Source organism: Paenibacillus sp. FSL R5-0912 (genome assembly GCF_000758605.1).
Taxonomy (GTDB): domain Bacteria; phylum Bacillota; class Bacilli; order Paenibacillales; family Paenibacillaceae; genus Paenibacillus_AQ.
Map to the genome: position 1 here is coordinate 5,664,165 of NZ_CP009282.1, position 15,275 is coordinate 5,679,439.

Annotated in this window: 11 protein-coding genes and 2 tRNA genes; 2 read left to right on the plus strand and 11 right to left on the minus strand. The window is 38.1% G+C overall.

All coding sequences use genetic code 11. The features are described from left to right. Window positions 1–122: 122 nt before the first annotated feature. Window positions 123–1,160, plus strand: coding sequence for a LacI family DNA-binding transcriptional regulator (locus R50912_RS24005; RefSeq protein ID WP_042238447.1), 1,038 nt, complete (start codon window positions 123–125; stop codon window positions 1,158–1,160). Window positions 1,161–1,622: 462 nt separating this feature from the next. On the opposite strand, the gene R50912_RS24010 is transcribed toward R50912_RS24005, so the two are convergent. From R50912_RS24010 to R50912_RS24050, 11 genes are all read right to left on the minus strand, one after another. Then, complete coding sequence (locus R50912_RS24010) at window positions 1,623–2,516, minus strand: carbon-nitrogen hydrolase family protein (protein WP_042238448.1); 894 nt, start codon at window positions 2,514–2,516, stop codon at window positions 1,623–1,625. Between the two features lie 4 nt (window positions 2,517–2,520). Continuing rightward, complete coding sequence (locus R50912_RS34485) at window positions 2,521–5,733, minus strand: reverse transcriptase domain-containing protein (protein ID WP_197072971.1); 3,213 nt, start codon at window positions 5,731–5,733, stop codon at window positions 2,521–2,523. 1,423 nt (window positions 5,734–7,156) lie between these two features. Further along, window positions 7,157–7,230, minus strand: a tRNA-Lys gene (locus R50912_RS24020). A 157-nt stretch (window positions 7,231–7,387) separates the two neighbouring features. Then, the gene (locus R50912_RS24025) at window positions 7,388–8,185 is read right to left on the minus strand and encodes a DUF4145 domain-containing protein (protein WP_042238449.1); all 798 of its coding nucleotides are present in this window, start codon (window positions 8,183–8,185) and stop codon (window positions 7,388–7,390) included. 409 nt (window positions 8,186–8,594) lie between these two features. After that, window positions 8,595–10,346 carry a GTPase gene (locus R50912_RS24030; protein ID WP_042238450.1) on the minus strand — a complete coding sequence of 584 codons (1,752 nt, stop codon included), beginning with the start codon at window positions 10,344–10,346 and terminating at the stop codon, window positions 8,595–8,597. Window positions 10,347–10,823: 477 nt separating this feature from the next. After that, window positions 10,824–11,009 carry a YdbC family protein gene (locus tag R50912_RS34490; RefSeq protein ID WP_331281932.1) on the minus strand — a complete coding sequence of 62 codons (186 nt, stop codon included), beginning with the start codon at window positions 11,007–11,009 and terminating at the stop codon, window positions 10,824–10,826. 73 nt (window positions 11,010–11,082) lie between these two features. After that, window positions 11,083–12,465 carry a type I restriction endonuclease subunit R, EcoR124 family gene (locus tag R50912_RS36020; protein ID WP_231637704.1) on the minus strand — a complete coding sequence of 461 codons (1,383 nt, stop codon included), beginning with the start codon at window positions 12,463–12,465 and terminating at the stop codon, window positions 11,083–11,085. Further along, entirely contained in the window at window positions 12,437–13,282 is an 846-nt protein-coding gene (locus R50912_RS36025; RefSeq protein ID WP_331281933.1) for an HsdR family type I site-specific deoxyribonuclease, read from the minus strand. Before R50912_RS36025 ends, R50912_RS36020 begins: the two co-directional genes overlap by 29 nt. Before the next feature lie 87 nt (window positions 13,283–13,369). Further along, window positions 13,370–13,455: transfer RNA gene (locus tag R50912_RS24040), tRNA-Leu, on the minus strand. Window positions 13,456–13,604: 149 nt separating this feature from the next. Further along, window positions 13,605–14,063, minus strand: coding sequence for a WGxxGxxG family protein (locus tag R50912_RS36030; RefSeq protein WP_052416658.1), 459 nt, complete (start codon window positions 14,061–14,063; stop codon window positions 13,605–13,607). Window positions 14,064–14,139: 76 nt separating this feature from the next. After that, on the minus strand, window positions 14,140–14,826 hold the full coding sequence (locus tag R50912_RS24050) for a M15 family metallopeptidase (RefSeq protein WP_042238451.1): 687 nt from the start codon (window positions 14,824–14,826) through the stop codon (window positions 14,140–14,142). Between the two features lie 252 nt (window positions 14,827–15,078). Between R50912_RS24050 and R50912_RS35740 the strand changes: the two genes are divergently transcribed. Then, window positions 15,079–15,240, plus strand: a complete 162-nt coding sequence (locus tag R50912_RS35740; RefSeq protein ID WP_197072972.1) for a hypothetical protein — start codon at window positions 15,079–15,081, stop codon at window positions 15,238–15,240. The last annotated feature ends 35 nt before the right edge of the window (window positions 15,241–15,275 follow it).

Consider the following 15,275-nt stretch of genomic DNA (forward strand, 5'->3'; position numbering starts at 1 on the left):
ATCTCTCTTTTTACTTTTTATCTAATTGTTCATTTGTAACAATTAAGTTGACAATTACATTATTTTATACTACGATTATTTTGGTTGAGAACGCATTACTTCTGCTAAAGGAGCCATTATCTTTGAACAAAGAAAAAGTAACCATTCAAGATATAGCCGATTCGCTTGGACTTTCTAGGAATACTGTATCCAAAGCATTAAATAATAATCCCTCTATACCGGATGAGACACGCAGCAAAGTGGTTAGGAAAGCTATCGATATGAATTACAAGCAGTTCGCCTTGTTCGAACAAGAAGGCACTCCTGCCAAAAAAACCGGTAATATCGCCCTGCTTACTGCAAATATGCCGAACAATTCACATTTTGGCACATCACTGCTAAGCGGCCTCGAACAAAAAATCAGCTCCGAAGGCTTCAATTTGTCAATACATATCGTTCGAGAGAATGAACTCGATTCGTCGGCTCTTCCTGTGAATTTCGACAAAAGTAAAGTAGATGGCATTGTCTGTATCGAATTGTTCGACAAGAGCTACTCGGAGTTTATTACGTCATTCGGGATCCCGACATTATTCATTGACGCTTCAGCAGAACTGACATTTTCTGAGATGAAGGCAGATCTACTGCTGATGGAGAACATTCACAGTACTTTCAGTCTAACGAAGAAGCTCATTGATGAAGGAATTACGGAGATCGGGTTTATCGGCGATTCCCGCCATTGCATGAGCTTCAACGAGCGTTGGGACGGGTTCACCAAAGCCATGTATGCCGCCCGGATTGATCTTGATGAATCCTTCTGCATTCTCGAAGACGACCGGCATATCGCTGACTATAAGTGGCTTAAGCAGCGACTAGCAAGCATGACTAACCTTCCACCCGCGTTCGTATGCGCCAATGACTACATCGCTATTAATGTCATTCGTATCTTAAAGGACCTAAATATTCAAATTCCTGGTGAGGTTAGGGTCTGCGGATTCGATAATTCCCCCGAGTCGCGAATCGTGGAACCCCACTTGACCACCGTTCATATCCACCGATCCGAAATGGGCTTTCTTGCGGCCGAGATGCTTCTTTCCAAAATCGAAAATCCCGGTAGACCTCCACTGGTTACGCATGTTAAGACGATGCCGGTTTTCCGTCAATCGACGGGTCATGAGGAGTAGACAGTAGAAGAATGCCGTGGACTACGCGTTGGCAGAAGAGGAGTATTAAACGTGTCGGGACATATTCTTTCTAATTCCGGCGATTTGTAAAACAAACAAGGGTTCCAGCTCTAATGAGCTGAAACCCTTGTTGTTGTAGTGCCGAGGACGGGGGTCGAACCCGTACGGTACTCACGTACCGCAGGATTTTAAGTCCTGAAACAGGCTTTTTAACCATTTCTTAAAACCATAGAACTCTCGAATAAAAATCCTTTATCCATGCGGGTTAAAGGCACTTTTTTGTGTTCCTCATCTTCTAAGTCCAAGATATGTCGGACAGATTTATGTTAGCAAAAATGTTAGCAATATGAAGGGTAGAAACTTTGTATTTCTGCCCTTTATATGACAATTGACATCATCGCTGCCAGCGATGCGCTCTGGCGTGGTGGTCAGGGGCACTGCCCGAAAAATCTTAAATAGAGACTATTTAGAAGCCAACCTTCCAAAATCAGGAGGTCTATGAAAATACTTATTATCTCCTTGTTTAGTAACACCAGTTTCTTGAACCTTTTCAACTTCACTCAGAGGCAAATGTACAGATACTGCAGCCTGAATGTGATTGCCGTTTATTTGAAACACCTGCCGTTTATTGCGATCTCGCAGCGGAGTGAAAGCCACAGATCCACCATAATATCCTGTATTACAAATTACTACATTACATAACAACATTCGTTGCATAGTATCAGCTATCGATATAAACCCTGCAACGTCTGTATTATATGTTAATACGAAAAGTGTTTGAATCTGACTTTGTAAAATAGCTTGAACTGGGAGATTAAGAAAGTCAAAACATATGAGCACTGCAAAATTCCCTAATTTACTACTATTGAACTGATATATTCGATTACCGTTGATAAATTCAAAACCATGTCCCGATAGAAGATTTTTTTCGTCTGGAGCAGGATGTAATTTGGGAATAGTAATTACGGTCGCATTCCCATTTTTAATTTTTCTTTTTTGGTAGAGATTATCAGGTATAACAACAAAAGCCTCATTGTGCAAGCGGATTTTCCCTGTTGGAGATGGATAAGGCTCTGCTCTATATTCTAATCCGCCCATAATAATACTACCATATCGTACGGCCCTTTCTTTAATATGGCTAAATAAGAACCTACGGGGAAGAAAGAGTTCAGGTAGCATCACAAAATGAGCGCCGTCCTGTTCTGATACTTTTAGTATAGAATCAAGTGAGTCCAACTGTAAATGTGGTTCTGAAAATTTGAATCCATCATTATGATCAAGATAATAAAGTATATGGTGTTCGTGTATGGACTGTCCAATAGTGACAATTATCTCTTTTAATAATTCATTCTCCATCAACTTACTCCCTTGTCAACTTATCAATATCAATGAAGCGAATTTCACGTAATCCTGTATCACCAATAAAAAATCTATTTTCTAAAATAGAAAGATGTATTTTTAAACGCGTAAGATAGTCTGAAAATTTTTCTATTGGCTCTTTTTCAAGGGGGAGTAAAGGGAGTTCTTCTCCGAGTTCCAAAAAAGTGTTTTTATAAAATGACTTCTGATAGTTCAAAGACCCTGCGATTATTTCAGCCAGTTCGGTAGAAGGGAATTCCGCTTGAGCAATAATATCTGAAATTCTTTTCCACCCCTTCAGTTGGCTTATACCAGCAGACCAGGACTTGAAGTGTCTGTTTGATATAAGTCTCAGTAATAACATAGAAAAAGAATAGCAAAGTAAATACTCGTCATTCTTTGCAAAAGATACTTCTGTGTATGCCCATGCACTTAAGTAATACTCTGAAAAAATCACGAAATCTTCAGAAAATTTAAATTTACATAAATTTTTATCTGCTCTCCAATTTTTCCAGTCATTTATATTAAATGCAATACGGTTTAAACTCACTTTAGAAATCAGAGGATTCTGAATATTAAAGATAGACACCAGCAACTCATTCTGTTCACTGTTACGTTCTTCTAATTCAATAGATAACACTCCACCAATAGAGATTAACAAAGAGGTGATTTCTCCTTCGGTTAGTGGTAACAACACTGGAGGTATATCTTTTACTTCTAACCATTGCGGGAGAATATTAATGATTTCCAACCAATCCTGAAGCGGGATATCCTCCACATCTAGGTCCACTGCAGATGAAGGAATATCATCATGAGTTTCTCTATCTAATGAAAAAGCCTTTTTTATTTTGTTAATATTTTCAATACGTGAATTTAAGTATTTTCTAACACGATGTTCTGTTGATACTTTTCCCAAGGCACTTGATAAACGATTGGCTGTTAAGACATCCGATTGACTGGCTAATAAAGTGATTGCTTGATTAAGTATTTCCATAACTCCGTTATAAATAGGTATAACGTCAATTGAACTCTCTTTTAGTAGATGATTATCCTGATAGAAAGTGTATAAGTATTGTTCAGCCATTTCAATTAATTTGTGATAACCGTAAGTTGTAATTTTCCCTTCACGTCCACCAGCAATTTCAATCCAGACACGTCCATGCCTTTTTTGTTTCCAATCCCAAGCCTGAGTATTAGTCGAGTCCAGCCTCTCCCAGACCCATCCGATCCAGCTTTCTTCGTCTAGATACTCTCCCACTCTTATTCCTCTTGGACGATTACGTCTCCATATCTCACTCATAGTGGCAATTAACACAGCATCCTTACCATGTCCGGCTTTTTTATTCATAATTCTAAACAGACTATGGGCACGTCTAACACTTTTCATTGAGCTTTTTGTAACCAATTTTAAATCAGTAACTATTTTAGTGTTTGCAAATAGCCAATAGACAGCATATTGTTCGTGCCATGTTGGAATATTTGTTTGATACCATCCTGATACTTGTTCAAATATAATATCTCTCATCCGGTTACGGTTCTCTTCTGAAACATTATTCCAATTTTCAGCAATAGCAAATAAAATTCGTGTGCGGATGTATGCACCATAAAAACCTGGCTGAGTTATATCATTAGTTTTTTTTGCTGATTTGAACATTTCAATAATTAGCGCCTCAGTAGTTTTGACAAAGGGTATCTCCATCAAATGAAGTACATAACAATTGAGTAATGATATTTTGTACGGAAACTTCATGAAAGATCTTCTTAAGGTTTGCGTTACATTTTCATTAGCGTCCAACTCTCGGTATTGTGTATCTTTTGCCACTTTTCGAATTTTCCAAGCTGCAAACGATGACTTTGTATCACCCCTAATTTCCGCATCAGCAAACTCAGTGTTAACTAAGTCCATTAGCTCAGACAAATATCCTTCAAGTTCTTCTCCTCTCATAGCTCTAACTTGTTGGTCACCTAATTGCGATAGCTTGTCAATCAATGCTGTAGAACTCGGCAAGGTATCAAAACGGCCCACTCTAGGACAATAAATCTCATCCTGAAAAATGCTATTTATCAGTTCATTGGCTTGCTTATTGGATATACCTTCTACACTTTCTTTTATTCTTTTTATTAGATCGCCCTTCAACCTTGGTTTTGTTTTGTCTTCAGAAATTTTTAAGTCGATAGGTTGAATTAGCTCTTGAATTTTGTCTATAACTTCACGAATAACTGTTTCATCAGAAGATATAATCATGATATCGTCAGTATAACGAGTTAAATAAGTAACATGACCTTTTTCAGTCTGTTCATTCATAAACTCTTCCATTGGATGATCTAAAATCTCAGTTAATACACAGTTTGCGAGGAATCCAGCGGCGACCAGCCCTGTTGGTAATGTATCACATATAGAATCTTTATTACTCATATCTAACCCTATACCCTTAATCTCATCATCTTCTAGATAAGTAAGATCAGATTGAATATGACAGATTCGCTTCAGAACTTTAAACCAATTTTTCTTTGTATCGAGTGTTATCACGCCATACTTACATAATTCAGTTAATCGAACTTTTAGAACTTTCTCAACTACCCTCATTTTTAAACTAGGATAAAACTTTGTAATATCAGCTTGTCCATAATATGCAATCGGAAAGACATCAAGCACATGTTTAAAATAGTCTTCTTGCTTTTTCCGTTGTAAACGAAGACTTCTTTGGAAACTCTCATATAAATCATTATGCGTGTAATTAATCATAAGTCTTTGAAAGGTGTTGGAACCATTGTCAACAAGAGGATAATATTTCCGTCGCAACCGATTATTACAACTCCAATTAACCATCCATTGCAAATTATTAATATTTGAATTATTCTCATCTGAATTTAATGAATATTCGTTAGTATCAAACCATTCACCTAACGTTAAAACAACCGTGGCCCACGCCACTTGGTCACGAAAAGAAATTTTTGACATAGGGCGCAACTTAAGATCGTCACCCTTAGCTCCCTTAGGAAAACCATAAATAATCGGAGGTGTCATGCTGTAGGAAAAAGAACTAAGTTCATCCTTAATACTTAGAAGATTCATCTCCAACTCAAGCTCAAACTCTTTAATTTCGATTGGATCGTAAAAACCTTGCTGCTTAACAAAACTCTTAGCCTTTTTCCAACCAAAATAATAATAGTGCAGTGGTATTTCATTAGGAGAAAATAATATTTCGCTCAAATTGTGCCTCTCCATTGGTTCATATTTGTGATATTCGCTTCTCCATCTCTTTAACCTATCAACCAACGACAACCCATTAATCAACTTAATATTTAGTCTATCCGCAGCCTCTTTCGCCGCCTTCGTAAAATTACTCGTTGTAACAATCCAAGTATCATAACAACCATGCACCTGCTTACCTGCCTAAAATCTTAGTACAATGTCATTTCCAACATCCTACTTCCAGCGCTTATACTGCACAGCTATTTTATACCCCTATTTACCTTTTCAGGGTTAAATCGACTTCGTGATCGCCGGAACCGCCGACTCGTTGTAAGATATATCCTTGATCTATGTAATATAGCTCCATTAATCACTCGAAATCTCTACCGGTTCTGCATAATAAGTTCTAGCTATTACCACTTACACCATGCTTAATATATATCGAGCCACCGAACCCTAGAGGACTATGTACCTAAAACTTATTGACAATATATTTGATCATTCTTCTATAACTTCTAAAATCATGCATTATCCTCTCTACTATATCATAATAATGGGTATTCTTGGTATGATAAAAAGCCCTCTAGTGATCCTGAGGGCCTATCAATATCTACTTATATTTAGTTAACTACAGATTTTACTACAGATTTTAGTATAAGTTTCTAAGACTAGACTTGATTATCTTTTTGATGAGACAGAGTTTGGACGATGCCGCGGTTTGAGCAGTAGTACGAGGTTGAAAAGTAACATAGAGGATAACTCAAGACGAAGGTGATTTCTGGAAAAGGTTTAGGTTTAATTTCTTTGGGCCGCTACCGATATAACACGCCAGACGTATTTTGCATGAGTTTGTTAATCAACATTTATTGAATATCGTAGGAGGGCAAATCTTAACCAAACATAACAGCTTAGAATATAGCAAAATATACAGTGGATAAAGCATACAGTAAATCAGGTGAATTAACTGTATACTCACTGTTGATGATGAGTCAGATAAGTTTGGAACGGACCCTATGCAACTATTTGCTCAATTCCACCCCGATTATACCTGGTGAAGAACCAATAAGAGCTCTACAGTCCGCATGCATTGCTAAATGAGCCAAATACCTAAAATAAGCGCTGTACCTGTACAGTCCGTAGTGTTCATATTGAGCAAGTCAGAGCAATACAGGACAATTCAGGAATTTAAATTCCCCACACTCCTAGTGATTAAGCCAAATACACGATACGGATCGGAATTGGGTGCAGAAAAATCTTCAACGCCAGTCTGACAGACTCTGTTCAGCTTCAGTAATGCCTTACAAAATATGTGATTACATTAGCAGCTACGTTAATAATTCAGATAGCCTTTGACTTCTAAGTTTGCTATTTCTCCTACGCTCCGCCCTCTCATTGCAAATTCATAAACAGAAAAAACCCGGCATTTCTGCCGTTTTTTAGGATGACTCTCAGGGGCTCGAACCCTGGACAAATAGATTAAAAGTCTACTGTCCTACCAACTGAGCTAAGAGTCCATAATATGAAATTTGGTGGAGCCTAGGGGGATCGAACCCCTGACCTCAGCGATGCGCTCTCCCACGGATGGTCATTTACACACCCATAAAGCATATGGCTATGCTCTTAGAACAAGAAAGACTATAGTATGAAAACAAGCCATACCTTTTAGCAACACTTACTTATAGTTGTACCCTGAAACTAATACACAAAATAAATTAGTGAACTCTGGATATTTAGTGAAGTACTCATCTTTAATCAGTATGTTAAATATTCTTGCTGCGTCATCAACATTTCCTGAAATGTCAAGTATATGTAAATTTTTCTGTAAATTCTCTAATTTCCACACAAAATCTTCATAACAAGCCTCATCTATTTTGTCCTTTACAGACTCTAGGAAATTCATGCTTTTTTGAAAGTCTCCGCTTTTTAAATAGGCCATAGACAATTTATCAATAATCCATACATTGCTCCTATCTTGCTTCCAAATCTTTTCAAGAATGTAGACACGTTTTATTGGAGGTAGTGAACTGAGTATTGTAAGTACTGGGCCTTCAGTACCTATTCTATGTTTCTTAAAATAGACGACAAGCAAATCTTCAAATATGGTTACCGCATGACGAACGGCGTTACTAATTTCATTAGGAGTAATTCTTTTAGCAGTATAATGAGCGCCTTTGTTTCCAATATTTTTAATTTTAAAATACTTATTAGCTAGATCTTTATCAATATGTTCCTTAACCAAAACAATTTTGTCATCAAGGTCACTCTTTCTCCATTCGCTCTCTGAGATGTCAGCCAAACTTAAAAGTCTATCTTTCAGAAGTAAATCAATAGCGCCCTCTAAATATCGACGCAAACAAGTAGCTTGAACTACTTCTCTTAATGCAGGATTAATAAAATCCCTATATTCCTCCATTAGTTCAGATGGAATCAAAGGTGGAATAGTAACAGATAAAATATTTTCTTGACTCATATTACACCAACCTTTTCTATTAAATGTGAGGTAGCTTCGATTTAATAGTAAATAAGCTGAACACATTATGTCTCTCGGTGTGATACATACGAGCTGCAAAGTACTGGTTAGGCTTAAGCAAAAAAAAGATGCTTCCAGAATTAATTTCATATTACCATAAAACAAATTTCAGCAAACAACCATGTAAAAATAGGGCTCAACCTAATATTCATTATTTGACAGAAAACAGAGCTTAGTGGAGGGGCAGAGAGATTCTGAAGAAACTTCAGTGTTTGCTTTAAAGACCGATTCCAACCATAGACCCCATAAAATAGAAGGAATCGGACTTTAACGGCGGTCAGAAGAACTCTTTGTCCCGCCGCGTCTCACCTTGGTTGAAGTCAATTACTGATTTCTGGTTAGAACCTTATTATTTAATTATAAATTCATCAATTTCTTGAGGCATCGTACTAAGCAGACCATTAACTGCATTTGACACTGTTCGATTTATAACGCCGTAATATATGGATGCAGCATGTTGAGCCTTACCTAAATCTACACCGAAAATGGCGTTATTATTTATTTCATTTCTAACATTTTCATAAGAATACTCCCATGCGTAAAAATTACCTTTCCAAGGGCCAGCTTTATCTGATTCTTTATCATAGGCCAAACACAGTTTATCATAGTCAATATACGCTGTATAACCTTCTTGATATCCTGCTAATTTACCATACCTACAAATATCTCTACGAACTTTCCTTATAATAAGCTCAATTTGAGCGAAGTCCAAATTGGGAATTCCATCACGCTGTAGTTCTTCAAAACATTTTTCGAGACACACATAGCTGGAAATTGCTAATCTATCATAGTTGTATGCATAGTGCCCCGTTGTACCACCTTGTGGACCATGTATATATCGATGAACAGTCTCAATGAACTTTGAAACACTTTGAACAGTCTTGTCGAAATATACTCTTTGCAAGTCCTTATCATTAACTACTGGTGAAATACTTGCTTGCATAATATACTTATTACATTTTGACAATATATAATTTCTAATTTCCGTACTTGTCTTTTCATTAGTCATTTTCTCGATTAAACCTTGAACGGACTCATCCTCTTTAATTTTTGCATAAACAGCCCGTTGTAATATATCTTCAACGATTTTGCAATAAATATCTTTGGAATTATTGCACATATGTTCAGTAACAATGGTTTTACCTGTTTTTTCGTTTTTGCCCAAAATATGAGGTAATGTCCTGAAAATGTCGTCATCTAAAAGGTATAGTTCCATCATAGACTTATCTGAATTTGTTTTAGTTTGAATAATTCCTGTTTCTTTTAAATATTTTTTGAGTTTTGCCGCTGGAGTTGTTTCCTCTGAAAAAGCATCAGCATAATTTTCATTAAAGAAACTAACTACATTATTGCTTTCATTTATTTCATTTATTTCATTTTCTCTTAATTTTTGTCCTCTTGCACATAATATAGTTGGTATTTTCTTTACTTGATCAGTAATTGTAGATTCCATATCTTTATAATCAGAATCAATGTACTTGTCTGATATCATAAATATAGTCGCATCTGCTTTTGGGACTTCATAATGAATTAATGAGGTTGCATCACCAAATCCTTTAGTATCAATAATAGAAAAATAGTCCAGCTTATTTTTATCAATGATTCGCTTTGCAATATCAGATGCTTGTGTATGTACAACAATTAGTTCTATTAAGTCTCGCAAATGAGGAGATTGTTCAGATAAGGCTAAAACCTCTACTAGTTTTCGTTGACTCAGTTCATCTATATATTTTTTTACAATTTCATTAAAATTATTTGGCAAATCAATTAGACTACTTTCATGTAAGTTTTTCACTTCTGGTATTATATCAGCAAAATTTTTTTCGATTTTTTTTAAAGCTACTCCCATTTCTTCAACTTCATCAACATTTAACTCGGATTTCAAATAATAGTCTAACAACTTTTCATTTTTTTTAATTTCAAATGTGGTATTATCACATTCTTTATATAAACAATATTTAGCGTTTAATTTAGTTTTTCCTTTATCATTATTTTGATGTAAACTATTTCCTAAGTCTATATCAGCTAATAGAACTGATATGAGTGTTGATTTACCAGCATTCGATCTTCCCAAAACAGCTAATTCGATGGCTTTACCCATATTATCTCCTCCATTTTTAATACGAACCTAACTTAGGATATATAAATGTGAATAAATGAACATCCTATAAGTCAGTGTTAATCATATCCTATCTTCCATCAAAATTCCAGAAAATATTCCCAAAATCGACAAACAAAAAGACCCCTGCAAGCCGCCAGGAGCCTCATCTCAATCTAGTTTTATATACCCTATTCTAGCACTTTATCCGAATCCACTAGACCGCCAGCCTCGACACCCATCGTACCAATAAACTGACTGATTCGCAGTTTGAAGTGTACCTTGATTCCATCTCTACGGATCTCGAACCGCCAATGATCGTCCGAAGCATCCATATCAAGATGATCAGAGGTTCAAAATACTCGCCTTCAGTGTTCCAAGAAATGTAACCATTCACTAAGTCAGCTTCAAACTCGTAACTCGATCCAAAGTATCCGCCTATATAAGCTTCATTTTTTTTGATATTGTTATATTCCTGATTCAATAGCTACAATCCCAAACCATTAACAAAACCCGCTGCGTAACAATCTCTTCCTTAGTCCACGAGATACCTTTGCCCATTTTCTCATGATCTGGCGACAATTCACGGATATCATACTTAGCTTCTTTATCATTCCAGCTTATCCTTCTTAGTTCCTTTGTCCAACCCTTGAAGATTCCGACAATCTGCCGTCTATTTGAGTTGCTTTATATTTGAATTCTGCCATTTCTCCACATTGTACTTTCTATTTTAGATCTATTAAATCTTTCCACCTACTCCCTTAAACTTATCTACAAAGGCAGAGATTTTCTGAAAAACGCTCTGCTTTTTTGTTAAGTACAGAGGATTAAGAGGACTCATTTTAGGAAGAATTTCATTAAGCTCCGTTCCATTTTCACTGGCATATTCTCTTTTTAATGAAGTTAAAATATATCTTTTTGCAGCCTCTTCATTAAGTTTTTCAGTATTAATCAATTCTTCTGCTTCAGGCCTTTGCTCAGTTTGAGCAAATGAGAAGAAGGCATCAATAATACTCGCTTTATCTTGAATATTGTCTAAATCCGTTTGATTGATAAAATCGACTACTAAACTTTCTTTCGCACGGTTCCCCACACTAGAACGAATTAAACGACGTACCTCTTCAACCAATAAAACCTTATCTTTTACTTTTTTGTTATTTTCAAAAATAAGTTCAAGAATGTAATCTAAATTGATCTCTTGGGATTTTAAAAGATCTACTTCAAAGACAACATCATCCCCATCGATAGAGGAATTATCTTTTTCCTTTCCATTTTTTTCACGACGAAGCCAATCACGAATATCATTATATGATGAACGATAATCCTGTATTTCTAGTACTTTAATCTCTTTCATTGCAACTATATCCTCATCACTTACATAGTGATTAGATTTAAAATCCCCCAAAGCCTCAGGGTCATTAATATCTACTGTTTGTAAAGCTTTTAGACCTGAAAATTCATCATAATTCCGCAAAATATTGTCAATACGTAAATATTCACCAAAGAGTTTCGCAAACTCTTTTTTATCCTTTTCAGTAGCAATATCTTCAACATTAGGAAACCGCTCTTGTAGCTCTTTTACAACGTCTACATAACCACGACGAGCTTCACCCGTTGCCACATCAGTGAATCCTTCCATATACTCTCTATAACTTTTTTCCAGCACCACATTTTTAGTGTTGTCATCCCCAAAACATTTAATCGCATCAATAGTGGCTTGTTCTAAATCCCGGAAAGTAACAATATTTCCAAAGGTTTTAGTCGAATCATAGATACGATTTGTTCTCGAAAAAGCTTGCATTAAACCATTATACCTAAGATTTTTATCAACAAATAAAGTATTTAGTGTAGGTGCATCAAAACCAGTTAAAAACATTCCTACAACAATCAATAAATCAATCTCTTTGTTTTTTACTCGTTTAGCAAGGTCACAATAATAATTTTGAAATTCCTTACTTTCTACGCCATATTTGGTTTTAAACATGGCATTATAGTCTTTAATGGCTAAACTTAAAAACTCTTTTGCGCTACTATCCATTGCTGAAGGTTCAAAAGTTTCATCAAGAATTTCACCTATAGCATTTTGCTCTTCCTTAGCAGTAAAGGGAGAAGATTGTCGCAATCTTAAGGGGTTTACTGCTTCCCTTTTGTAAGTTATTTAATGATTCATAGTAAAGTTTGGCTGCGTCAACATGGCTCACAGCAAACATAGCATTAAATCCTTTTCCATTCGCATTTAAACGATGGGTTTTTATTTTAAAATTATTAAGAATATATTGAGATATTTCTTTAATCCGTTCAGGATGTAGTAATGCTTCTTTATTTTCTGCTGCCGATAGCTTTTTCTCATCCTGTTCTTTTTCAATCGTTTTAAACTTGGGACGTACATCGATATAATCTACTTTGAACTTTAAAACTTTTTCATCTCTAATGGCATCCGTAATTACATAAGTGTGTAACTCTCGACCAAAGACAGAAGCAGTCGTTTCAGAACCTAATGCATTTTCTAGGAAGATAGGCGTACCTGTAAATCCAAATTGATAGAACTTCTTAAACTTTTTATTAATATTTTTTTGAGCTTCACCAAATTGTGAACGGTGGGCTTCATCAAATATAAATACCACTTGCTTATTATATATAGGTAACTCTGTTTCGCTTTTAATTAGGTTATTCAGTTTTTGAATCGTCGTCACAATAATTTTATTATCATCTTTTTCAATGTTACGCTTTAATCCTGCGGTACTTTCTGAACCATTAACACTATCAGGAGAAAAACGCTGATACTCTTTCATCGTCTGAAAATCCAGGTCTTTCCTATCTACAACAAAAAATACTTTATCTATAAAATCAAGTTCAGTAGCCGAACGAGCTGCTTTAAAACTCGTAAGCGTTTTTCCCGAGCCTGTTGTATGCCAAATATATCCGCCACTTTCAAAAATGAGACGCCGTTAGCAAAATGTTAGCAAACCTGCTTAAAAAGAAACAAGGGTTCCAGCTCTAATGAGCTGAAACCCTTGTTGTTGTAGTGCCGAGGACGGGGGTCGAACCCGTACGGTACTCACGTACCGCAGGATTTTAAGTCCTGTGCGTCTGCCTGTTCCGCCACCCCGGCATGGTATGTGCGTGGTTAACGCGACAAGAAATATAATATCACGTATTATGGGGATACGCAACAAATAATTGCCATTAATTATTCCTGCATATAGACAAACAGCCCGATCAGCCGAAACTGATACGGGCCCTTTGCAGTCATTAACCCGCTTAGTGGCGTTCGTGCTCGCCGCTTCTGCTCCGCATACCGACCAGCCCCAGAAGTCCGAGCAGGCCGAGCCAGCCCCAGTTAGAGCCGTTATCGTTATCGTCTGTGGTGCTCTGTGCCCGGTAGATGCCTGTTGGTGTAGTATTGTTCAGAGGGGAGACGGAGCTGTTGTCTCCGGTACGGATTTTATCCCTCATGATCGTCTCGTTCCTGTGCATGGTGCCTGTGGTCTGGTTCATCATGGTATTGCCCCGGCCGTTCATCATTGGTGTGCTCCGGCCATCCATGTTGCCCATGTTGTTGCCCATAGTGCCCATTCGGGTATCCGATGTTGTGCTGTTGGTAACGGGTGCTGTTCCGCCCATTCCTGTCGTGCCAGCCGCAGCAGATGTGTAACCGGCCCCGAGCAGACTCATGGATAATACTGTGCCGCATGCAAGGCTTGTAATCAGCTTGTTCAAGATGGTATGCCTCCTCTGTAGTTGTGGTTTATCGCTGATAATTTCCCCACACGGCACATCATCTATGCAACGCAGATTATTTCTTTATGATGTTCACGGTCTTGCTGAGCGCATCATAGGTCACTTTGGCTCCAAGCGCTTCGGCAATGGCGCGTACCGGAGCATACGTGGTGACGCTATCCAACACGCCGGTCGTGAGCTTCTGTCCGTTCAATGTGATATTTACTTTAACCTCGGTATTCACCTCTGGGTCACCTCCGTTCATCCGGCTTAATGCGTCCTTCACCTGCTGATCGGTGGGGTGCTTACCGGCCCGAAGCTCAGCTGTGGTTAGTCCGAAGGTCATCTGCAGATGAGAGTAATCCTTGAAGGAACTCCAGTCCCCGCCCCACTCGAAACCAAGCTTCTTCGCCTCCTGTGCAACCTCCAGCCAGTCCGCTACCTTATCCCCGTCTCCGTCACGCTTCATATCCCAGGATACGCTTTTGCCATCCGGCAGCAGCAGTGCGAAGTCAATCGCCAGTCCGTAATTATGATAGCTGCTGCCGCCCCTGGCATTGGTGACAATAGCGCCTTTCTTGGTTCTCCCTTGTGCGTATAGTGCATTCTGTTCGGCAATGGTACGCATTCCCTGGGTAATAAGGATCGGAATCCCTCTGGCATAACTCCGCCGGATGAGTTCAGTAGCACCCGCCAGCAGTACCGGATGCAGATTGCCAAGCTCCCCTGCCGATTTACTCTTTACTTGATCCAAAGTCAGCATATACTCACCCCCTGGTATAGTAAATGCCCCCTTGTACTATGTTGCCTGTACACTTCCCCCCTGCATCCGCCCAAGTTCGCCGTTTCCCTGAAGCATACGAAATAAGCCCCCAGGGAGTCCTGAGGGCCTGAATAAGGCATGATCTTGCTTAGCGTAAACAAGAGAGCCAGCAAGCATGAATTGCTGCACAACAGGCCAGAATAACATTGAGTACCGTTTAATCCTTAATCCTGCAAGGAAAGGTGGACAACCATGGATATTCACAGTGACAGCTATAAGGTGGCCGCGCTTAGCGATCAGGAGGCTGTTGTCGAAGTGATCCGCGAGGCCGAGTCGGCCATTGCCCGGATGACCGGGAACCCCGGAGTCACGCTGATTGCTTATGAAAAGACGGAACCTGCCGGGAGAGATTAACCGCTCAGTCCGCTCTAGCCAGCTTCGCCTGCACA

What these genes read in the sequence shown, in the direction of transcription:
- R50912_RS24025 (WP_042238449.1), bottom strand. Translation starts at nt 8,185, where the DNA reads ATGAGTCAAGAAAATATTTTATCTGTTACTATTCCACCTTTGATTCCA.
- R50912_RS24010 (WP_042238448.1), bottom strand. Translation starts at nt 2,516, where the DNA reads ATGGAGAATGAATTATTAAAAGAGATAATTGTCACTATTGGACAGTCC.
- R50912_RS35740 (WP_197072972.1), top strand. Translation starts at nt 15,079, where the DNA reads ATGGATATTCACAGTGACAGCTATAAGGTGGCCGCGCTTAGCGATCAG.
- R50912_RS24030 (WP_042238450.1), bottom strand. Translation starts at nt 10,346, where the DNA reads ATGGGTAAAGCCATCGAATTAGCTGTTTTGGGAAGATCGAATGCTGGT.
- R50912_RS24050 (WP_042238451.1), bottom strand. Translation starts at nt 14,826, where the DNA reads ATGCTGACTTTGGATCAAGTAAAGAGTAAATCGGCAGGGGAGCTTGGC.